At 67.9% G+C, this 19864-nt stretch carries 21 protein-coding genes; 13 read left to right on the top strand and 8 right to left on the bottom strand.

Going from position 1 to position 19864, the window contains the following annotated elements; translation table 11 throughout:
• The first annotated feature begins 186 nt into the window (after positions 1-186).
• Both G6N58_RS28615 and G6N58_RS28610 read left to right on the top strand, forming a co-directional pair.
• Positions 187-813, top strand: coding sequence for a TetR/AcrR family transcriptional regulator (locus tag G6N58_RS28615; RefSeq protein WP_115280529.1), 627 nt, complete (start codon positions 187-189; stop codon positions 811-813).
• A 28-nt stretch (positions 814-841) separates the two neighbouring features.
• Positions 842-1603 (top strand): SDR family NAD(P)-dependent oxidoreductase, encoded by a 762-nt coding sequence (locus tag G6N58_RS28610; protein ID WP_115280530.1) that lies wholly within the window; start codon positions 842-844, stop codon positions 1601-1603.
• 42 nt (positions 1604-1645) lie between these two features.
• On the opposite strand, the gene G6N58_RS28605 is transcribed toward G6N58_RS28610, so the two are convergent.
• From G6N58_RS28605 to G6N58_RS28595, 3 genes are all read right to left on the bottom strand, one after another.
• Complete coding sequence (locus tag G6N58_RS28605; protein WP_115280531.1) at positions 1646-3082, bottom strand: MFS transporter; 1437 nt, start codon at positions 3080-3082, stop codon at positions 1646-1648.
• A gap of 270 nt (positions 3083-3352) precedes the next feature.
• On the bottom strand, positions 3353-4048 hold the full coding sequence (locus tag G6N58_RS28600; protein WP_163908517.1) for a helix-turn-helix domain-containing protein: 696 nt from the start codon (positions 4046-4048) through the stop codon (positions 3353-3355).
• On the bottom strand, positions 4039-5145 hold the full coding sequence (locus G6N58_RS28595) for a substrate-binding domain-containing protein (RefSeq protein ID WP_163908515.1): 1107 nt from the start codon (positions 5143-5145) through the stop codon (positions 4039-4041). Before G6N58_RS28595 ends, G6N58_RS28600 begins: the two co-directional genes overlap by 10 nt.
• Positions 5146-5394: 249 nt before the next feature.
• Here G6N58_RS28595 and G6N58_RS28590 point away from each other — a divergent pair, with 249 nt between their 5' ends.
• The 7 genes from G6N58_RS28590 to G6N58_RS28560 all read left to right on the top strand — a co-directional run bounded on the left by G6N58_RS28590 (position 5395) and on the right by G6N58_RS28560 (position 12755).
• Positions 5395-6459 carry an autoinducer 2 ABC transporter substrate-binding protein gene (locus tag G6N58_RS28590; RefSeq protein WP_197746455.1) on the top strand — a complete coding sequence of 355 codons (1065 nt, stop codon included), beginning with the start codon at positions 5395-5397 and terminating at the stop codon, positions 6457-6459.
• Positions 6460-6531: 72 nt separating this feature from the next.
• Positions 6532-8043, top strand: coding sequence for a sugar ABC transporter ATP-binding protein (locus G6N58_RS28585; RefSeq protein ID WP_115281981.1), 1512 nt, complete (start codon positions 6532-6534; stop codon positions 8041-8043).
• Positions 8044-8068: 25 nt separating this feature from the next.
• A complete protein-coding gene (locus G6N58_RS28580; protein ID WP_197746454.1) occupies positions 8069-9091 on the top strand; it encodes an ABC transporter permease in 1023 nt (340 codons plus the stop codon).
• The gene (locus tag G6N58_RS28575; RefSeq protein ID WP_197746453.1) at positions 9088-10173 is read left to right on the top strand and encodes an ABC transporter permease; all 1086 of its coding nucleotides are present in this window, start codon (positions 9088-9090) and stop codon (positions 10171-10173) included. Before G6N58_RS28580 ends, G6N58_RS28575 begins: the two co-directional genes overlap by 4 nt.
• Before the next feature lie 27 nt (positions 10174-10200).
• Entirely contained in the window at positions 10201-10968 is a 768-nt protein-coding gene (locus G6N58_RS28570) for an SDR family NAD(P)-dependent oxidoreductase (protein WP_068917727.1), read from the top strand.
• An 87-nt stretch (positions 10969-11055) separates the two neighbouring features.
• Positions 11056-12003, top strand: a complete 948-nt coding sequence (locus tag G6N58_RS28565) for a methylenetetrahydrofolate reductase (protein WP_115280534.1) — start codon at positions 11056-11058, stop codon at positions 12001-12003.
• Positions 12000-12755, top strand: a complete 756-nt coding sequence (locus G6N58_RS28560; RefSeq protein WP_163908512.1) for a class I SAM-dependent methyltransferase — start codon at positions 12000-12002, stop codon at positions 12753-12755. Before G6N58_RS28565 ends, G6N58_RS28560 begins: the two co-directional genes overlap by 4 nt.
• Positions 12756-12770: 15 nt before the next feature.
• On the opposite strand, the gene G6N58_RS28555 is transcribed toward G6N58_RS28560, so the two are convergent.
• Both G6N58_RS28555 and G6N58_RS28550 read right to left on the bottom strand, forming a co-directional pair.
• Complete coding sequence (locus G6N58_RS28555) at positions 12771-13124, bottom strand: hypothetical protein (RefSeq protein WP_115280535.1); 354 nt, start codon at positions 13122-13124, stop codon at positions 12771-12773.
• A 41-nt stretch (positions 13125-13165) separates the two neighbouring features.
• Positions 13166-14050 (bottom strand): universal stress protein, encoded by an 885-nt coding sequence (locus G6N58_RS28550; RefSeq protein ID WP_115280536.1) that lies wholly within the window; start codon positions 14048-14050, stop codon positions 13166-13168.
• Between the two features lie 288 nt (positions 14051-14338).
• Here G6N58_RS28550 and G6N58_RS28545 point away from each other — a divergent pair, with 288 nt between their 5' ends.
• Genes G6N58_RS28545 through G6N58_RS28535 form a run of 4 tightly spaced genes read left to right on the top strand, consistent with a single transcriptional unit; the run spans position 14339 to position 17414 of the window.
• Positions 14339-15601 (top strand): MFS transporter, encoded by a 1263-nt coding sequence (locus tag G6N58_RS28545; protein ID WP_163908511.1) that lies wholly within the window; start codon positions 14339-14341, stop codon positions 15599-15601.
• Positions 15602-15629: 28 nt separating this feature from the next.
• Positions 15630-15812 carry an NAD(P)H-binding protein gene (locus G6N58_RS31135; protein WP_197746452.1) on the top strand — a complete coding sequence of 61 codons (183 nt, stop codon included), beginning with the start codon at positions 15630-15632 and terminating at the stop codon, positions 15810-15812.
• Positions 15809-16528 carry a Rossmann-fold NAD(P)-binding domain-containing protein gene (locus G6N58_RS28540; protein WP_197746451.1) on the top strand — a complete coding sequence of 240 codons (720 nt, stop codon included), beginning with the start codon at positions 15809-15811 and terminating at the stop codon, positions 16526-16528. The genes G6N58_RS31135 and G6N58_RS28540 overlap by 4 nt, the downstream gene beginning before the upstream one ends.
• A 10-nt stretch (positions 16529-16538) precedes the next feature.
• Positions 16539-17414, top strand: coding sequence for an LLM class F420-dependent oxidoreductase (locus G6N58_RS28535; protein ID WP_115280539.1), 876 nt, complete (start codon positions 16539-16541; stop codon positions 17412-17414).
• A 2-nt stretch (positions 17415-17416) separates the two neighbouring features.
• Here G6N58_RS28535 and G6N58_RS28530 read toward each other — a convergent pair whose 3' ends face one another.
• From G6N58_RS28530 to G6N58_RS28520, 3 genes are read right to left on the bottom strand one after another with little or no spacing between them, the layout of a single operon-like run.
• A complete protein-coding gene (locus tag G6N58_RS28530) occupies positions 17417-18040 on the bottom strand; it encodes a TetR/AcrR family transcriptional regulator (protein WP_115280540.1) in 624 nt (207 codons plus the stop codon).
• Between the two features lie 52 nt (positions 18041-18092).
• Positions 18093-18938 carry a universal stress protein gene (locus G6N58_RS28525; RefSeq protein ID WP_115280541.1) on the bottom strand — a complete coding sequence of 282 codons (846 nt, stop codon included), beginning with the start codon at positions 18936-18938 and terminating at the stop codon, positions 18093-18095.
• A 17-nt stretch (positions 18939-18955) separates the two neighbouring features.
• Positions 18956-19843, bottom strand: coding sequence for a universal stress protein (locus G6N58_RS28520; RefSeq protein WP_232068043.1), 888 nt, complete (start codon positions 19841-19843; stop codon positions 18956-18958).
• Positions 19844-19864: the final 21 nt, after the last annotated feature.

Here is a 19864-nt window from a genome sequence, read left to right as displayed (position 1 = left end):
TCTCCTATCGGTGTGAATGCTCATTAACGTAAGCGGACTGGTAAGCTCTGTCAAGAGTCCCGGGATAACGGCCTCAAATCGGTTCCTGTACAGCCGCTTTGGCGTATCGGCGGACAACGGGAAGCGGGACGACCGCTGACCGATAATGTTAACGAGGAGGGGTCTATGCATGTAGAGTGACCGCCCATGGCTCCGACTGCAGCGACCGCACGTGACGGTGCGGCGCGGGCCGGGGGTTCGCGACGGGGTCAGCTTCTCGACGCTGCTGCGGCCCTGTTCCTGCGCCATCCCTACGACTCGGTCACGGTCGGCATGATCGCCACCGAAGCCGGCATTTCCGGGCCGGGGCTCTACCGCCACTTCGCCAGCAAGCAAGCGCTGCTGATCGCGGTGGTCGAGGAGGGGTTGCATGGTTTGCACCGGTTCGCCCAAGGATCCGCTGACGCCGAGCCCGATCCGCGCGTCGCGCTGGAGGCAGTGATCGATTTCCACACCCGATCTGTCGTCGCGGGTCCGCCCACGACGTTGATCTTCACCAAGAACGAGCACACCCTGCCCGAATCTGATCGACGACGTATTCGGCGGTCGATGAATGCGTATGCTCAAGAATGGGTTTCGCTGGTGCAGCGGCTGCGACCGGATCTTGCCGAGCCGCAGGTGCGCCTGCTGACGCAGGCGGTGTTCGCGATGGTGAACTCGGTGGGCACCCTCAACCGCGGTCTGAACCGCGAGGAGATCGTCGTGACGATGACGACCGCGGCGGTCGAGGCGCTCACCTCCCGGCCGACAACGTCCCGTTCTGACAGCGCCTGACCCCACGATGAGACACGAGGAGCCCCTGATGAGTGTTCTGGATCTGTTCGACCTCGACGGCAAGGTGGTGATCATCACCGGTGCGTCCTCCGGCCTCGGCGTGGCCTTCGCCCAGGCCTTCGCCCAGGCCGGTGCGGACATCGCGCTGGGCGCCCGTCGCATCGACAAGCTCTCGGCGACGGCTGAACTCGTGACTGCCAGTGGTCGTCGAGCGCTGGTCGTGGGTACCGACGTGGCCGACCCGACATCGTGTCAGCTACTGGTCGATGCGGCCATGGCCGAGTTCGGCAGGGTCGACGTCCTGATCAACAATGCGGGCGTGGGCACGGCGGTCCCCGCCTTGCGGGAGACTCCCGACGAGTTCCGCCGCGTGGTGGACGTCAACCTGCACGGTTCCTACTGGATGGCGCAGGCGTGCGCCCGGGTGATGCAGGCCGGTTCCTCGGTGATCAACATCGCCAGTGTTCTGGGTATCACCACTGCCGGGCTGCCGCAGGCGGCTTACGCATCGTCCAAGGCCGCCGTGATGGGACTGACCCGAGATCTCGCTCAGCAGTGGGGTTCCCGGAAGGGGATTCGCGTCAACGCCCTGGCACCCGGATTCTTTCGATCGGAGATGACCGACTCCTACCTACCGGGCTACCTCGAGGCACAGATGCCGCGGGTCATCTTGGGGCGGATCGGTGAGCCTGTCGAGCTGGCGGCCACCGCTGTCTGGTTGGCTTCAGCCGCCGGTGCCTTTGTCACCGGACAGACGCTTGCGGTGGACGGCGGTCTCACCATCACCTGACACGTCGGCCCCGGATGCGATCCGGGGCCGACGTCGACGGTCTTACCGGGCGGCAGCCCGTGGCGTCCGGACCGCGATGACCAGAGCCAGCGCCACCATGGCCAGCACCCCGGACAGTCCCCACCCGATTGCGAACCCACTCCACGGGGGAGGCGTGCCCACGTCAGCGCCATCGACGGTGAGGACCGCGCCGGACACCTGGGCCCCGACGGTTCCGGCCACCGCCTGGATGGCGAAATTGAGCCCGTTGAACTCGGTCACCTTGTCCGCGGGTACACCGCTGACCACGAGATTGAGTGATTGGGTCATCGATACCGAGATCCCGAAGTTGACCAGCAGAGCGACGACGATGATCACCATGATGCTGCCGCGGTGCCCGGCTGCGAGCATCAGCACAGCGCCGCCGAGGATCGACGCGGGACCGAGTGCTGACGCGATGCGCGAGCCGAATCTGCGGTCCAGTAGGGAGATCAAGGGGGCGGACAACCCGATCATCATCGCCGAGACCAGGATCACGGACGTCACGGTAGCTGTCTGGCCCAACCCGTAGCCGGTGGACGCCGGCAGCTGGATCTGGATGGGCACACTGATCAGAAACGCGTTGATGCAGTAGCCCGCCAGGAACATCAGGCCCGTCGCGGCGACCACGGTGAAGCTACGCATGAGCCGCAGATCGATCAGCGGAGCGGCGACGGTCAGTTCGGTCCGGGCGAACAGTGCGAACGCCGCAACACCAGCGGTGGCGAGCAGCAACAGCTTCGGGGACAACCAGCCCCAGGTGGGGGCGAAGGTCAGCGCCAGCAGGATGCTGGCCAGGCCCAGCGCGAGCAGGATGCTGCCGAGGACGTCGATGCGCGGTCGCGGGCCGCCGGAGTTCGGCGAACGCGGAACGAAGAACCACACCGCGACCATGCATACGCTCAGCGCGATGAACGGAACCCAGAACAGCCAGCGGTAGGAGAGGTGGTCGGCAATCGGCCCGGCGATCATGGTTCCCGCTGCTGTGCTGCCGAAGATCGCCCCGACGAGAATACCGTTGGCGGACTTGGTCCGAACTTCGTTCTGGGTGTCTCGGATGATCCCGATGGCCAGGGGGACGGTGCTCAGCCCGATGCCCTGCAGCAACTGACCGACGATGAGCATCTCGATGGACACCGACAGGGCCGACATCAGCGTCCCGATCGACACGATGGCGAGAACCCCGAGCAGTGCCCGACGTTTGTCCCAGACCTCGCCGAGACGGCTGACGATGGGCGTCGCGATGGTCCCGGTCAGCAGAACGCCGGTGATCACCCAGGAGATGGTGGACCCGGGAACCTGGAACTGTTCTTGCAGAATCGGCAGGGCCGGCGGCGTCACCGACTCGTTGAGGCCCTTGAACGCAGCGACGCATCCAATCACCGCAGCGAGGATCGCACCTGCGCGGGCGCGCCGGTCAGGCGCCGTGGCCCGTGAGTCATGGGAGTTTCGCAGTGACATGGTGCTGCTCCTTTCGTGGTCGTGGGGGAGAAGGTCAGGTCCGGAGCTGTCGAGATGACCTGGGCAGAGTGGCTTTTCGGACTGACGAGCGTGAGCCATCACCACTTCGCGGAAGGCGTCCGGAAATGTGACTGAGCATTAACGTATGGCGACACTGTGATGTTGTCAACAGTGATGCCCCAGGGCGAGCGTGGTGTGCACACGCGTTATTCGAACCCAACAACGCGCAAAATGGGTGTCAGTGACGTTAACGAACGTTAACGTTGTTCCTCAGCTGTCGTTGGCTGCCGCGTGCAATGCACGCGCGGCTCTGCGCATCGAGCTCTCCGGCCACCGCGCGGGTACGTGCAGCACCAGCGCGTAGTCGCGGCCCGCCACCGCGCAGGCGACCTGACGGCCCAGAGGCGGAGCGGTCAGTTCGTAGAATCTGCGGCGCTTGGGCATCCGCAGTTTCAGGCACTGCGCCACGTCCTCGTCGTCAAGGCCCAGGTGCGCAGCCGCCGACGTAACCGCCTGCGCTGCGTCCTCGGTCGACATCGCCGACAGGATGGCCACCGCCCCGGCGCACGACGCCGCGGGCAGGCGCTGTCCGGGGCGGGGGGGCAACGGCAGCGGCAGCGTGCCCAGGTGAACATCGACGACGATCGCCTGGTTGCCCAGCAGTCGTACCAGTGAGACGGTGTGACCGTCGAGATCCGTTGCAGCGCAGGCGCGGAAGAGGTTGTGTGTCACGGCGTCGGGATCGGTGAGCTCCGACCAGCGGGCCCCGGCGTGCAAGCTGCCGTCGGCGCCGCGGGCCAAAAAGCCCACCCCCTCCAGGGTGCTCAGCAGGTCCGACACCGAACTCTTGGGCAACCCCAGCAGCCCGATCAGCGCGGCCGGGGTGCGGGCGGTGCCGGTGGACACCGCGTCGAGCACTCTGACACCGCGATGCACCGCCGGGGTGCGCGGGCCGGTCACCCCCATGGGGTGTATCCCGCGGCATTGTGGACATCGATCAGTCGTGGGGCGATGGAGCGGGTCGGCCTGATCACCCGCGCACCGCTGTGCAGGGCGATCCCGATGTCGATGGCCTCGCGCACCAGCGCCGGCGGATCCTGCGTCGCGGTGGCGATGATCGGCCCGCCGGCGCGGATCTGTTCGACGGCGGTGCGGGCGCCGTCGACCCCGACGATCGGGACATGCAGGCGACGCTCGCGCAGCACCTGCGAAATGCCCACTGCGATCTGGTCATTGGCGGCGAAGAAGCCGTCGACGTGGACCTCGGCGGTCAGGATTTCCTCGGCGGCCCGCTGGCCCGACCCGGCGTCGAGTTCACCTCGGCTGGTGGCGACCACCTGGATGGCCGGGTGTGGCGCCAGCGCGGCCAGGCAGCCGGCGATCCGGTCGGAGTTGGCGGTGATCGGGATGCCACCGACAACGGCCACCCGTCCACGTCCGTCGAGCGCGGTCGCCAACGCCGAGCCGGCCAGGAAGCCGGCCTTGGTGTTGTCGGTGGCCACCACGGCGTCGGCGCCGCTGACTGCCGAGCCGAGGGCCACCACCGGGATACGGGCGGCCCGGGCGCGGGCGCAGGCTTCTTCGAGGCCCTCGGAGGCCACCGGTTCGACGAGGATGAGATCCAGTCCGGCGTCCACGAATTCGAGGATCTGCCGGGCCTGGCCGACCCTGTCCTGCATGGCGGTGTGGATGTGCAGCCGGGCGTCGAGACGCTCGGCTTCGGCGTGCAGGGCCCCGATCTCGGCGAGGAAGAAGCTCTCGTCCACCGGATAGCTGAAGCCGATGTCGTGGACGGGCCAGCTCCGGGCCCGGGCGGCGGAGGCGAGCTCGAACACCCGCGACCCCAGTACGTAGGTGCCGTCGACCCCGCGGGTCAGCAGCAGCTCATCGGCCAGCGCATGGCAGATGCCCATCACGCTGCTCTTCGGAAACCCGGTCAGCTCGGTCAGTTCGGCCAGCGTCATCGGCCGGGTGGCACGGCTGACGGTCTGCAGAACCACGGCTGCACGCGTCATGGCGGGGACGCGCCCACCGTGCGCCGCCACGTCTGCAACCACCGCCATTCGAGGAAGCGTACGGGATTTCCGGCCTTCGACCAGTGGCACTTTCGCGTTCCGACGCGACGGCCGTCGTTGTTGACAAGGCGCCGACCGGATGCTTACTGTGTGTTTCATCACTCGACGCTGAGTTCGATATATGAAACGCAAGCGCCGGGTGTTCGCCTGCCCGGGGAGGTCTCGGGCGAGGTGCACGCAGCCGGCGTCGGAACGACGGCGGCACGTGATACTGACCCCGGGCCGAAGGAAGAATCGATGGCGATTTCCCAACGTGTCGTCGGAGTGATCAGCGTGGCGTTGGCCATGGCAATGATCACCGGCGGCTGTACCAAGAAGAACGAAGAAGCCGCTCCGGCCACCACGGGTGGCGGCAGCGCTGAACAGAGCGGTGGAGCCGCCTCCGGCGAGGCGATCAAGGTCGCGTTCGTGCCGAAGCTGCAGGGTTCGCCCTACTTCGAGGCCATGGACTCCGGCGCCAAGAAGGCTGCCTCCGAACTCGGCAACATCGAGTGGCTCTACCAGGGCCCCACCTCGGCCGACGCCGCCGCCCAGGCGCAGATCGTGCGGTCGTTCATCCAGCAGAACGTCGACGTCCTCGTGGTCGCCCCGAACGACCCCGATTCCATGGCGCCGCTGATGAAGGAAGCCGCCGACGCCGGCATCAAGGTGATGACCGCCGACACCGACGCCCCGAACTCGGTGCGCGAGGCGTTCGTCAACCAGGCCACCGCCGAGGGCATCGGCACCACGACTGCCGAGACGCTGATGCAGGCAATGGGCGGAACGGGCAAGTGGGCCATCGTGTCCTGCGGTGAGACCGCCGAGAACCTGAACTCCTGGATCGAGGTCGAAAAGGCCTATGTCGCAGAGAAGTACCCCGAGGCCGAGCTGGTCGACGTGGTGTACTCCGGCGAGGACCAGGCTCGCGGCACCCAGATGTCCACCGACCTGATGAGCGCACACCCCGACCTCAAGGGTCTGCTGGGTCAGTGCACCACCTCGGCCGTCGGTGTGGCACAGGCGGTCAAGGATGCCGGCAAGATCGGACAGGTCTTCACCGTCGGCGTCGGCACCCCGAAGTCGATGGCGCCCTACCTGGAGGACGGATCCTCCTCCGGTTCGATCCTGTGGAACGTCGAGAACCTCGGCTACCTCACGGTGTGGGCCGGCCAGCAGGTGGCCGAGGGCAAGCCGTTCGAAGCCGACAACAAGGTCAACGACGACATGAGTGACGTGAAGTGGGACGAGGCCAGCAAGACCCTGGTCCTCGGTGATCCGCTGCTGATCACCACCGAGAACGTCGGCGACTTCGACTACTGATCCACTCTGGACGGGCGGCAGGCCGACGTGCCTGCCGCCCATCCGGTTCCGCTACCACCCATGGGAGAGTTCATGGCGCAGCAGCCTCGACTGACCCTCACCGGGGTCGTCAAGAGCTACGGCGCGGTCAAGGCCATCAGGCACGCCGACTTCGAGCTGCAACCCGGGCAGGTGCACGCCCTGGTGGGGGAGAACGGCGCCGGGAAGTCCACCCTCATCAAGATCATCTCCGGTGCCACCGCGCCGGACGCGGGTTCGGTGACCTACAACGGTGAACCGGTGACCATCACCTCGACGCTGGATGCCATCAACCTCGGCATCGCCACGGTGTACCAGGAGCCGCAACTCTTCGCCGAACTGACCGTCGCCGAGAACATCTTCATGGGTCGCGAGATGGTCACCCGCGGCCGCGTCGACTGGACCGCGCAGAACGAAGCCGTGGTCACCCTGCTCGAATCCCTGGATCTGCCGGCCTCGCTGGCCACTGCCGTGGTGGGAACCCTGTCGGTGGCCACCCAGCAGCAGGTGTCCATCGCCAAGGCGCTGGCCGGCGACGCCGGGGTGCTGATCCTCGACGAACCTTCGGCCATCCTGACCGACGCCGAGATCGAAGTGCTGTTCGGCGTCATCCGCCGGCTGGCCGCCGACGGTGTGGCCGTCATCTACATCTCGCACCGCCTCGATGAGGTCATCACCATCGCCGACCAGGTGACCGTGATGCGCGACGGCGCCACCATCGGCACCTACCCGATCGCGGACATGACGGTGCGCCGCATCGCCGAACTCATGGTGGGCGATGCGCTCTCGGAGAACACCGAGCCACGCACCACCCCCAAGGGGGAGCCGGTGCTGGAGCTGAAGTCGTTGGGGCGGGCCGGCTCCTTCCAGGACGTGAGCCTGCAGTTGCGTTCGGGAGAGATCCTCGGGCTCTACGGCCTCGTCGGCTCCGGTGTGGCCGAAATCGCGGAATGCATCTACGGATTGGCCAAGACCAGCGGCGGCGACATCGTCGTCGAGGGACGCGCGGTGGCTCCGCGTTCCCCGCGCGAAGCCGCCCGCGCCGGCATCGCCCTGCTGCCGGCCAACCGCAAGACCGAGGGCATGTTCTCGTTCCAGTCCATCGCGTTCAACGTCTCGATCGGGCACCTGCAGAAGCTCTCGCTGGCCAAGGTATTCGTGGACCGGCGTGGTGAGCGCAGTGTGGTGCGGGATCTGATGAAGCGGCTGGCGGTGCGGGCCTCCGACGAGAACCAGGCCGTGGGCACCCTGTCCGGCGGCAACGCACAGAAGGTGATGCTGGCGCGACAGCTGGTGGAACGCCCGAAACTGCTGCTGCTGGCCGAGCCCACCCAGGGCGTGGACATCGGCGCCAAGGAGGAGATCCACCGCATCATCGCCGAACTCGCCGACAACGGCACCGCGGTTCTGGTGGTCACCTCCGATCTCCAGGAAGCGCTGCGCATCGCCGACCGCCTGCTGGTGGTGCGGGCCGGCACCATCACCGCGGAGTTCGGTCCCGACGCCCGGCAGGCCGACGTGCTGGCCGCCGCGGCCGGCGACCGGGAAGGATCGGCGACGCCGTGAGAAAGACAATCGTGAGAAGAGCACAGTGAGCACCACAGTGGATCCCAACGCGGCACCGTCTGCCGCCGCGGTGAAAACCCGCGGCCGCGTGCTGCCCTCACCGGTGACCCCGGCCGAGATCGTCCTGATCGGCGTGCTGGTGGTGCTGTGGATCGTCCTGGCGTTCGCCACCCCGGCGTTCCTGAGCGCGGGGTCGATCATCCCGCTGCTGGTCGAAGTCGCACCGGTGGCGCTGATCGGCATCGGGATGACCTTTGTCATCATCACCGGCGGCATCGATGTCTCCGTCGCCGGCGCCATCATGGTGTGTTCGGTGGTGACCGCCAAACTGATGCGCGACGCCGCCCTGCCGGTGTGGTGGTGTCTGGTGGTGGCGCTCGGCACCGGCGCGGTGCTGGGCCTGCTCAACGGTCTGCTGATCGCCTACGGCCGGGTGCACGCCATCATCATCACCTTCGGCACCGCGAACCTCTTCCTGTTCATCGGACTGCAGATCTTCGGGTCCACCCCGGTGGCCGGCATGCCGAACACGTTGGCGTGGTTCGGACGTGGCGTCGACGGCCGCACACTGGGTGTGCCGAACAGCTTCGCCATCACCGTCATCCTCGCGGCCATCGCCTGGTGGTATCTGCGACACACCCCCGGTGGCCGGCACTTCTTCGCCGTCGGTGGTGACCCGGTGGCCGCCCGGCTGGCCGGCATCCGGGTGCAGCGCCGCATCCTGATCGCCTACGTGGTCACCGGACTGCTGGTCGGACTCGCCTCGATTTTCACCCTGGCCAAGGGCACCTCGAACCTGGACCAGTCGGTGGGCTCGGGCCAGGAACTCGCGGTGATCGCCGCAGTGGTCATCGGCGGTACGTCGATCATGGGCGGCCGCGGCTCGGTGCTGGGCACCCTGCTCGGCGCGTTGCTGGTGCAGACCGTCAAATCAGGTGTCACCCAACTGGGTTGGCCCTCACAACTGTCCGACCTGTTCGTCGGCATCTTCATCGTCGTCGCGGTCGGAACCGATCTGCTCCGTCGACGTGCCAGGAGGGAACCGTGACCGCTGAGACCGCGGCGCCGCCGGCCACGCCCAAGCCGGCCGGGCGCAGCCGGGCCGACCGGATCCTCGAGGCCGTCCTGACCCAGCGCATCGTGCTGTTGGGCATCCTGATCGTCATCGTCGTCGCGTGGTTGATGTACCTGAGCGCCAACGGATATCTGTCCGGCGACTACGACTTCGACTACATGTCGGCCGTGCTGATCGACGCGGTGCCGCTGGCCATGCTGGCCTTCGCACAGCTGGTGGTCATCGTCTCCGGCCGCGGCGGCATCGACCTGTCCGTGGGTGCCATGGTGTCGCTTGTCGGCATGATCTTCGGGTTCGCCTACGGGCAGTGGGGCTGGCCGCTTCCGCTGGCCATCCTGCTGGCCGTGGCCGTCGGTGCGCTGCTGGGCGCCGTCAACGGATTCCTGGTGGCCCGCATCGGTTTTCCCGCCCTCATCGCCACGCTGGCCACCTACTACGCGTACAAGTCGATTGCGATGGTGATCAACGGCCAGAAGCCGATCAACAGCCCCGAGATCCAGGGGCTGTACTCGCTGACCAGTTCTGTGGAGCTGCCCGTGATCGGGCCCTACATCCCCAACGTGCCCCTGGGGGTGTTCACCTTCTTGATCCCGGTGCTGCTGGTGCTGTGGCTTGCGCTGGGCCGCGGCACCTACGGGCGCCGGCTGTACGCCATTGGCACCAACGACGTGGCGGCGCGCTGGGCCGGCGTCGATGTCGCCGCCACCCGGATGCGCGCCTACGTGACCTCCGGGGTGCTCTCGGGGTTGGTGGCGGTCTACATCACCGCTCAGTTCGCCTCCGCGCGGCCTGATGCCGGCACCGCGGGCAACGGGCTGGCGCTGCCTGCCATCACCATCGCCGTGCTGGGCGGGGTCGCGATCACCGGCGGCATCGGGCGTATCGCGGGGGTGCTGCTGGCCACGCTGCTGATCGTGTGGCTCAACGCGGGCATCATCTTGTACTTCTCGGGCAACACCGGAACCCAGTTCCAGCTGCTCGCGCTCGGTGTGGTGCTGATCCTGGCCGCGCTGCTCAACGGGTTGACCACCCGAAGGTTCCGTGGCGGCGACTGAGCCCGCCCGGTCGAAACGGAGGACGTAGTGACAGTTCTTGATGCCTTCTCGCTGGCCGGCAAGCGTGCCCTGGTGACCGGGGGCAACCGCGGGCTCGGGTTCGCATTCGTGCGCGGGCTCGCCGAGGCCGGTGCCGACGTGGTGTTCGTCTCGCGCGATGTCGACCGCAACGCCTCCGCACTCGCGGCGCTGGCCGACGAGGGACTCAAGGTGCAGGCCTTCGAGGTGGACGTGACCGCCGACGACGGGCCCGCGGCAGCCATCGACGGCGCCGTGGAGCGCCTGGGCGGGCTGGACCTGTTGCTCAACAACGCCGGGCTGGCCATCCACCAGCCGGCACTCGAGATCGCCGACGACGACTGGGATCTGGTGTTCGACGTCAACACCCGCTCGCTGTGGCGGCTGAGCAAGCGCGCCGGAGCCTATATGAAAGACCACGGCGGCGGCAACATCCTCAACATCGGATCCATCAGCTCCATCATCGTCAACCGTCCGCAGTGGCAGGCGTCCTACAACGCGTCCAAGGCCGCGGTGCACCAGCTGACCAAATCACTGGCCGCGGAGTGGGCGCCCTACAACATCCGGGTCAACGCGCTGGCACCCGGATACGTCAAGACCGAGATGGCCCCGGTGGACCGCCCGGAGTTCCGGCAGCACTGGATCGAAGACGCGCCGATGAAGCGCTACGCGATGCCCGAGGAGATCGCCCCCACGGTGGTCTACATGGCGTCTGACGCCTCGGCGTTCATGACCGGCTCGGTGGTCGTGATCGACGGCGGGTACACCGTCTACTGACGATTACCCCCGTCCGCAGCGGGTAGACCTGTACCTCGCCGGCGTTCGCGGAAGGGGGAGGTAGTGGGTGTGTGCTGCCCGAAGCGAATGGACTTCGGCCCGTGTGGTGGTGTGCACCCCGACGGCTCCTGCGAGATGCGTCCGGGTCCGTGTGCGTTCCCTGAGGTGGTGCCCTGGTCGGGGCCGGTCGCCGACGGTGTGCCGGTGACGGCGCCACTGGTGCTCACGGATTTCAGCGCCGCCCCGTTCGACCCCGCCGACCTGGTTGCGACCGCCGAGCTCCTGGCTCCGGCGTGTGATGCGGTGCTGGTCGGTGAGCATCAGAACCGGCCCGATTTTCCACCCACACTGGCCGGCCGGATGCTGCTCGACAGCGGCGTCAGCCCGTGGATCACGCTGTCCTGTCGCGATCGCAACCGCATCGTCCTGGAGCAGGAGTTGCGAGGTCTTCGGCAGGTGGGGGTACAGACAGTTTTCTGTGTGACCGGCGACGGGCGAGGTTATGACGTGCGCCCGGACGTCACGCAGACCTTCGACCTCGACGGGCCGCGGCTGCTGTCGCTGGCAGCCGCGCTGGGCGTGACGGCCGCGGCACCCGAGACACCGACGGCTCCACCGGTGACAGGCCGCCCGGCGCGGTTGGTGCAGAAGCAGCGTGCCGGCGCGCGGATCGCAGTGCTCAACCATGTGCCGTACCCCGCTCAGGTGGCTGCGTTCATGGCAGAGGCCCGGGCGCTGGGGCTTTCGATCCCGGTGCTGGCCGCGGTGGCAGTGTTCACCGACCCCTGGTCCGCAGCGATTCTGGAAGGCCTTCCGGGGCTGGAACTCGACCAGGAGGTGGTGGCGCAGGTGATCAACGCCAGGGACCCGGTGGAGGCCGGTATCGCCGCAGCGGTGGCCGAGGCGCGGGCACTGTTGGCCATCGACGGCGTGGACGGGGTGAACCTGTCGGGTTCGGCATCGAGCGCGGGCACGCGTGTCGGGGCGCAGATCAAAGCCGAAGTGGGGCAACGGATCCGGACGGAGTTCGCATGAGCGAGGCGATGGAAGCGGAGTTCGGCACGGTCGCGGAGTTCACCGCGCAGGTGGCGCGCGATTTTGGGCCGTCGTTCCACATCCCGGCGGGGTGCCGGGGTAGCGGCAGCCCGGCCGCGCTGGACTGGTTGATGGAGCATCTCGAGTTGGTGCCGGGGGAGAGCCTGCTCGACAGCGGCGCCGGCGTCGGCGGGCCCGCCGCGTACGCCGTGCAGCGGCGGTCGGTACGCCCGACGCTGCTCGAGCCCGAGCACGGTGCGTGCCGGGCGGCCCAGGCGCTCTTCGGATATCCGGTGGTGCAGGCCAGCGCCACGGACATGCCGTTCGAGGATCAGATGTTCGACGCCGCCTGGGCGCTGGGCGTGATGTGCACACTCGAGGACCAGCTGGCTTTCCTCACCGAGTTGCGGCGGGTGGTGCGCTCACCGGGTCGCATCGGGCTGCTGGTGTTCATGGCGCAGATACCCGATCCCGCCGGCCAGCCCGACGGCAACAACTTCCCGACCCGGAGCACCCTGACCGACCTGATCGTCCGCAGTGGGTTGCGTGTGGAGCACTGGCACGGTACTGCCGACCTACCGGACATCCCCGACGACTGGCAAGCCAAGATCGACGCGGTGACAGAGGAGATCAAGGCCCGCCATCACAATGAACGCGCCTGGCAACTGGCCGAAAAGCAGAGTGAGCTCATCGGTGGGCTGCTGGCGGACGGGACGGTGACGGGGGAGTTGTTGGTGCTGCGGAGGGCGTGATGTCCACCCGTTCTCCTAGGCCGACCGGCGAAACAGACTGCGCCCGAGCTCCTTTCCCTTGGTGGTCAGGTGCAACTCGATGCACTCGGCCCAGCCGCCCCGATCAGCGAAGCGATCGACGTAGACCGCGGTGATCTCCGCGAGCACCTCGTCCACCGACATCAGCCACTGGTGGTAGCCGATGGTGGCCGGGGTGCCCACCACGAACAGGTCCTGTTCGAGCAGATGGCGCAGCATCTCCAGCGTGCGCTGCTGGGCCCGGCCGTGGTCCAGCAGGTCGTATTCGAAAAAGCCGTGCAGCCAGCCCAAGCTCAATGGCTGACGCAGCCCCTCGACCACCAGCTCCTCGGATTCGGTGCGAGACCTCATGTCCGTGACGGTACGGGTGGCCCCCGACAGACCCGGCCAGATCAGGACTGGCGCACCACCGTCACCGGGACGGCGGCGCCGTGCACCACCTCGGCGCTGACCGAGCCGAGCAGCATGCCCGCGAAACCGCCCCGGCCGTGGCTGCCGACCACCACCAACTGTGCCCGCCGCGACTGTTCAAGCAGGGCGTGAGCAGGGTTGTCCCACGCCACCACGCGCTCCACGTGGACATCGGGATAGCGCTCCTGCCAGCCCGCCAACCGCTCGGCGAGCACCCGGTGAGCGGTCTGCTGCAGTTCGGCGTGGTCGAAGCCAGGAAAGTCGAGCACACCTGCGTCGCTCCAGGCGTGTACGGCGACCAACCCCACCCCGCGCAGCGACGCCTCCTCGAAGGCCAGCGCCAGCGCGCGTTCGGACACCTCGGACCCGTCCACGCCGACCACCACCGGAGCCTGCGCAGGCGTCGCCGTGGGTGACTCTTCGTCGCGGACCACGGTCACGGGGCAGCGGGCGTGATGCACCAGCGCAGAGCTCACCGAACCCATCATGGTGCGGCCGACGGCCCCGAGCCCCCGGCACCCGACCACCAGCATGCGCGCGTCCTTGGAATGGTCGAGCAACCCGGACACCGCGGAGCCGGTGAGCATCTCGGTGCTGACATTCAGCTGGGGCGCGGCCTCGGCGGCGATCCGCACCGCATCCGCCAGCACATCGCGCCCGTGCTTGTCCAGCCACTCCGACATACCGACGATCACCAGCGGCTCGATGACCGTCGACATCGTCGGCAGCTGGGCGATGTGGACCACTCTCAGCGGAACCCGGTGCAATGCCGCCTGGCGGGCGGCCCAATCGACGGCCACCTTCGACGCCGGTGAACCGTCCACCCCGACAACGACGTCCTCACGGTGCTGCTGTTCAACGGCCATGCGTTGTCCCTTCCCTGGATTCGTTGTTCCCAGGCTAGAAATTGCCGATGCGGGAGCGCAGGAGTCTTAGGTCCCTCACCGGCGGCCTTACTGCCCTGGTTCACCGAGGCCCACCTTGCGTAAATGAACGATCTGTATATAGTGAGATATGGACAAGCTGTTCACATATGGGATCTATCCGAACACGGTGGACTGGCGTCGCGCGGTGCGCGAAAACGTCTGCGCCACTTGTTTATTCATAGCCGGCACTTCGATACCGAACAGGGACCGACGACAGTGACTCCTTCGATGACCTCAACGTCCACCACGAACACCGCGCCCCGACGCCTGCACCCCTTTGTTCTCGGGGTGGGTTTCCTGAGCACCTACTACGTCGCCCTGCTGGGCCCCATCCTGCCGGCCGTCGCAGGACCGCTGGGCGGTGACGCACTCGCCATCGGCATGCTGTTCTCCAGTTACTCACTGGCGCAGTTCCTCTCCGCGCCGGTGCTGGGCGCCCTCGGTGACCGATTCGGCCGTCGCACAGTCCTGGTGTCCAGCTTCATCGGCGCACTGATCGGGTTCGGCATTTTCACCGCCGGCGCGGCAACCGGGGCCGGGCTGTGGATGCTGTTCCTCGGCTGGATCATCGTCGGCGCTTCCGACTGCTGGATCGCCACGGCCTACTCCTACGTCGCCGACACCACCGCACCCGCCGTGCGCACCCGGTACTTCGCATTCCTCACCGCCGCCATCGGATCGGCCTTCATCATCGGGCCGGCCACCAGTGGCCTGTTCTCGGCCACCAGTCCGGTGACCCCGTTGTTCGTGCTGCTGGCGCTGCTGGGAGTGGCGCTGGTGTGGGGTTATCTGTCCATGCCGGAAAGTCTTCCGTCGGAGCATCGGGCCACGAGTCTGCGCGTATCGCAGATGAATCCCCTGGCGCAGTTCCGCGACCTGCTGAGCTTTCCGCAGCTGCGTCTGCTGCTGCTGAGTTATCTGCTGTTCTGGCCGGGTGTCATCGCGCTCTCGGCGAACTTGCCGACATTGCTCACGGATCTGGGCGGATGGGACACCGCCCGCATCGCCTCGGTGCTGGTGCTCTACGGAGTGCTGGTGGTGTCGGTACAACTGGTGGTGATCCCGCTGCTCGTGCGCTACATCCGCGAGATCCACCTGGCCATGGCCGGTGCCGCCCTGTCCGTCCTGGCCTTCATCCTCATCGCCCTGTTCACCCGAGCCGAGTCGGCGACCCTGATCTATCTGGCGGTGGGGCTCTTCGGTATCGGTCAACCACTGGTGCAGACCAGCCTGATCGCCACGATGTCCACGACCATGGACGCCGCGATCCAGGGGCGGGTGCAGGGAGCGGTGTCCGCCACCATGGCACTGGCCCAGGTGCTCGGCCCGCTCGCGGTCGGCTGGCTGTACCTGGCCGTCGCACCCGCAGCCCCCTATTGGGTGATCGCCATCCAGATCACGGCGGCCATCGCCTTGATGATGCTCGCCGTGGTCAGGGTTCCCGCAATCTCCGGCTCCGGCACCACGCCCGCCGTCGCCAAAGATGTTTGAGCACAACACTAATACGAGAGGCACCCGCATGATCACCGTCACCGCACCCACGGGCACCATCGGCGCCCAGGTCGTCGACCGACTCCTCGAGCAGGGGGCTCCGGTGCGCGTCGTCGTCCGCGACCCCGCCCGGCTGTCCCATCGCGTCCGCGCGGCCGTCGACGTCATCGAAGGGACGTCATCGAAGGGTCGCACGCCGATCCCGACGTGATCGCCGCCGCCTTCGCCGGTACCGAGGCGTTGTTCTGGCTGGTACCGCCGAATCCGCAGGCCGCCAGCGTCGAGGCCGCCTACGTCGACTTCGCCAAACCCGCCTGCGCAGCCCTGCCGGCCAGCGGCATCGCGCGGGTGGTGGGCATCTCGGCGCTGGGCCGCGGCACGCCGATGGCCGCCTACGCCGGGTTTGTCACCGCCACGCTGGCCGTCGACGACATGATGGCCGACACCGGGGTGCCCTACCGGGCGCTGGTCCTGCCGTCGTTCATGGACAACCTGCTGCGCCAGCGTGCCGCCATCGCCGAGCGGGGGATGTTCTTCGGCCCCATCAGCGGTGAGCGTGCGCTGCCCACCTGCGCCACCCGCGACATCGCCGCGGCGGCCGTGCGGCTGCTCACCGACTCGTCGTGGACCGGAGCCGGCAGCGTGCCGGTGCTGGGCCCGCAGGACCTCTCGTTCGAGGACATGGCGGCGGTGATGTCCGACGTGCTGGGCCGGCCGGTGCGGTACCAGCAGATCGACGGGGACGCCTACGCGGCGACCATGCGCAGTCACGGAATGTCGGCAGCCATGGCCCAGGGCATGCTCGACATGGCGGTCGCCAAAGACGGCGGGCTGGACAACGCCGAGCCGCGCACCCCGGAATCCTCGTCTGCGACCACATTTCGGCAATGGTGCCTCGACGTACTCGTCCCGGCCCTGAATCACTAGGAGTGCAACGATGAAGCTCGGAATTCACCTTCCCTTTTTGGACATCGATGGCGGCACCGCCGCCATCAGCGGTGAGCTGGCCCGCGTGGGGGCCGCCGTCGAGAACGCCGGCATCAGCTGGCTGTCCCTGATGGACCACTACTTCCAGATCGAGCCCACCGGGCTGCCGGCGGAGTCCACCATGCTCGAGGCCTACACCACCCTGAGCTACCTGGCCGCCCACACCAGCACCGTCGAACTGGGCGTGCTGGTCACCGGAGTCACCTACCGTCACCCCGGTCTGCTGGCCAAGATCGTGACGACCCTGGACGTGTTGTCCGGCGGCAGAGCGGCACTCGGACTCGGCGCTGCCTGGTACGAGCGTGAGCACCGCGGGCTCGGAGTGCCGTTCCCGCCGTTGGCCGAGCGCTTCGAACGGCTGGAGGAGACGCTGCAGATCTGCGCCCAGATGTGGGACCCTGACAACGACGGGCCGTTCAAGGGTACGCACTACCAACTGGCGGAGACGTTGTGCCGGCCGCAGCCGCTGCAGCGACCGCGGGTGCTGATCGGCGGTGGGGGAGAACGTAAGACACTGCGGCTGGTGGCCCGCTACGGCGATGCGTGCAACCTGTTCACCACCTCCGTGGAGGACGTCGCCCGCAAGATCGAGGTGCTGCGTCGACACTGCGACGACCTCGGCCGCGATCACACCGAGATCGACGTGACGGTGACGGCGGCGTTCCCGCGGCCCGAACCCGATCGCCGCGACGAATTCGTCTCCGCGATGGACGATTACGCGCGGTTGGGCGTGCACACGGTGATCGTCACTCCCACCTCGGGAACGCCCGCGGCGTGGATCGACGCCATGGCACCGGCTGTCCGGCAACTCGCCGAACTCGGCTGATCTCAGCCCGTTCGGCCGAAGAGGTTCGCGATCAGCGCGTCGATGTAACCGTCGTCCAGGGGCTCGCCGAACATCATCAGCTTGTGGTAGCACGCACCCCAGAGTTGGTCGGCCAGCGCCGGTAGGTCCAGATGCGCGGGAATCTGTCCGCGTTCACGGGCGAGCCGGAACATCCGCTGGGTCAACTCCCGGCGGGGCGTCGTGTAGTACGCGTGGAAGGCGTCGGCCAAGGTGGCGTCTCCGTGGGCGGCGCCGACGATCTCGGCGATCACCTGCCCGCGGGTGCGGGCTCCCGAGCCCGGGCGCTCCATCATGGCGCGGGCGAACGAGTGCAGCTGGGTGCGCAGATCGGTCTGGAAGTCACCGTTGTCCGGGAACGCCAGGCCCGGCATGACATCGGCATGGTATGCCTCGAACGCCAGCACCGCCGGGGTGGACCACCACTTGTACAAGGTGACCTTGCTGGCACCGGCGGCGGCGGCCACGCGCTCGAAGGTGACGGCCCTCAGTCCCTCGTCGTAGAGCAGACGCGCCGCAGCCTCGAGGACCGCCTGCCGTACCTCGGACGCGGGGCGACGGCCCCGTCCCGGCCGCACTGCCTTCTCGACCGTCGCACGTGGCCGCACGTCGCGTCCTCCTCCACACACGGAAATGAACGATTAGTATACATAGAGGTTGCTATTCGCGAACCACCATCACCGGGCACTGCGCCGCCTGCGCCACCGCCGACGACACCGACCCCAGCAATGTTCCGGCCAGCGCGCCGTGGCCGCGGCTGCCCACGACGATCAGCTGGGCCTCGTCGGACGCCTCCACCAAGTGGTGCGCCGGCTGGTCCTTGACCACCACCCGCCGCACCATCACATCGGGGTGCTGCGCACTGAACGGGGCCAGCTGGGCTGCCAGTTCCTCATCGATCTGCGCCTGCACGCTGTCCCAGTCCAGACCCGGCAGATCGTAGGCGCCGGGTGACCACCACGCATGCAGCACAACGAGTTCCACGCCTCGGCGAGCAGCCTCCTCGAACGCCAGGGCGGCGGCCTGACGAGAGAACCCCGAGCCGTCGAACCCCAGCAGCACCGGTTTGTCGCCGGGGACTGCCGGTTCGCGGACCACCACCACCGGGGCCTTCGCATGGTGCAGCAGCGCGGTACTGACCGAGCCCAGGACAGCGCGCGCGAGGGCCCCGCGACCGTTGCTGCCCACCACCACCAGCGCGGTGTCGCGGGACCGTTCGATCAGCGCCGCAGCGGGGCCCTGCGGCACCAACTCGGTGCTGACCGGGACGTCGGCACCTACTCGGGCCGTCGCGTCGCGCAGGACCTGCTCCCCGGCGTCACGTTGCAGGTCGGCCCACGCGGCCGGCAGGGCCGCCGACGAGGCCCAGGTGGCCACGGTGGCCGGGACGGCCGCATACAGCACCACCAGAGGTGCCCCGCGGAGTTTCGCTTCGGCAGCGGCCCAGCTCAGCGCGGCTTGCGAGCATGGCGAGCCGTCAACGCCCACAACGATTTCGGTACCCATACTCAGGAACGTACCCGTCAGGCCTGCCGGGCCACCAGCACCGGAACCGTGGCCGACTGCACCACCGCAGAGCTCACCGAGCCCAGCAGCATGCCCGCGAAGCCGCCGCGGCCATGGCTGCCGACCACCAGCAGCTGGGCGCGTTTGGCCTGCAGCAGCAGCTGTGGCACCGGGCGGTCGAAGGCGACGATCCGTTCGACGGCCACGTCGGGGTAGCGCTCCTGCCAGCCGGCCAGCCGCTCGGCGAGCACCTCGTTGGCGTCCTGCTCCAGCGGGGTGAAATCGAACCCGGGAAAGTCCATCACCCCCGCGTCGCTCCACGCGTGCACCGCGACCAGGCCCACACCGCGGCACGAAGCCTCATCGAACGCCATGGCCACGGCCCGCTCCGACGCCGGTGACCCGTCGATGCCCACCACCACGGGAGCATCGTCGGGCGCGGTGGCGTCGTGGACGACCGCCACCGGGCAGTGGGCGTGATGCACCATCGCGCGGCTCACCGAACCCAGCAAGGCGCGCCCGACAGCACCGAGCCCGCGGCAACCGACGACCATCATCTGAGCGTCCTTGCTGAGGTCGATGAGGGTCGCGACAGACGGTCCCGCGAGGGATTCGGTGGACACGTCGATGCCGGGGGCGGCCTCCTCGGCCAGCTGGCGTCCCTTGTCGAGGATCTCGCGCGCCCGGGTCTGCTGCCATTCGCCGTAGCCCGTCATGGCCAGAGGCTCCTGCCAGGCCACCATGTTCGGCGGTGTCACGACGTGCAGCAGCTTCAGAGGCGCGGCGTGCAACGCCGCTTCCCGCGCGGCCCAGCGGAGTGCGGCATCCGACGGGTCCGACCCGTCCACCCCGACAGCGATACCCAGCGTCATGGTCAGCGTCCCTTCTCCCACGCCCGGCGACATCGCCGACGCCACCCTCGACGC

It is taken from the genome of Mycolicibacterium tokaiense (assembly GCF_010725885.1).
Lineage (GTDB): Bacteria > Actinomycetota > Actinomycetes > Mycobacteriales > Mycobacteriaceae > Mycobacterium > Mycobacterium tokaiense.
The sequence above is the reverse complement of the archived record's forward strand: the minus strand, read 5'-3'. Positions and strand labels throughout refer to the sequence as shown.

Coding starts and splice junctions, on each gene's coding strand:
- G6N58_RS28615 (WP_115280529.1), top strand. CDS start 187: ATGGCTCCGACTGCAGCGACCGCACGTGACGGTGCGGCGCGGGCCGGG.
- G6N58_RS28610 (WP_115280530.1), top strand. CDS start 842: ATGAGTGTTCTGGATCTGTTCGACCTCGACGGCAAGGTGGTGATCATC.
- G6N58_RS28605 (WP_115280531.1), bottom strand. CDS start 3,082: ATGTCACTGCGAAACTCCCATGACTCACGGGCCACGGCGCCTGACCGG.
- G6N58_RS28600 (WP_163908517.1), bottom strand. CDS start 4,048: ATGGGGGTGACCGGCCCGCGCACCCCGGCGGTGCATCGCGGTGTCAGA.
- G6N58_RS28595 (WP_163908515.1), bottom strand. CDS start 5,145: ATGGCGGTGGTTGCAGACGTGGCGGCGCACGGTGGGCGCGTCCCCGCC.
- G6N58_RS28590 (WP_197746455.1), top strand. CDS start 5,395: ATGGCGATTTCCCAACGTGTCGTCGGAGTGATCAGCGTGGCGTTGGCC.
- G6N58_RS28585 (WP_115281981.1), top strand. CDS start 6,532: ATGGCGCAGCAGCCTCGACTGACCCTCACCGGGGTCGTCAAGAGCTAC.
- G6N58_RS28565 (WP_115280534.1), top strand. CDS start 11,056: ATGGACTTCGGCCCGTGTGGTGGTGTGCACCCCGACGGCTCCTGCGAG.
- G6N58_RS28560 (WP_163908512.1), top strand. CDS start 12,000: ATGAGCGAGGCGATGGAAGCGGAGTTCGGCACGGTCGCGGAGTTCACC.
- G6N58_RS28555 (WP_115280535.1), bottom strand. CDS start 13,124: ATGAGGTCTCGCACCGAATCCGAGGAGCTGGTGGTCGAGGGGCTGCGT.
- G6N58_RS28550 (WP_115280536.1), bottom strand. CDS start 14,050: ATGGCCGTTGAACAGCAGCACCGTGAGGACGTCGTTGTCGGGGTGGAC.
- G6N58_RS28545 (WP_163908511.1), top strand. CDS start 14,339: ATGACCTCAACGTCCACCACGAACACCGCGCCCCGACGCCTGCACCCC.
- G6N58_RS31135 (WP_197746452.1), top strand. CDS start 15,630: ATGATCACCGTCACCGCACCCACGGGCACCATCGGCGCCCAGGTCGTC.
- G6N58_RS28535 (WP_115280539.1), top strand. CDS start 16,539: ATGAAGCTCGGAATTCACCTTCCCTTTTTGGACATCGATGGCGGCACC.
- G6N58_RS28525 (WP_115280541.1), bottom strand. CDS start 18,938: ATGGGTACCGAAATCGTTGTGGGCGTTGACGGCTCGCCATGCTCGCAA.
- G6N58_RS28520 (WP_232068043.1), bottom strand. CDS start 19,843: ATGTCGCCGGGCGTGGGAGAAGGGACGCTGACCATGACGCTGGGTATC.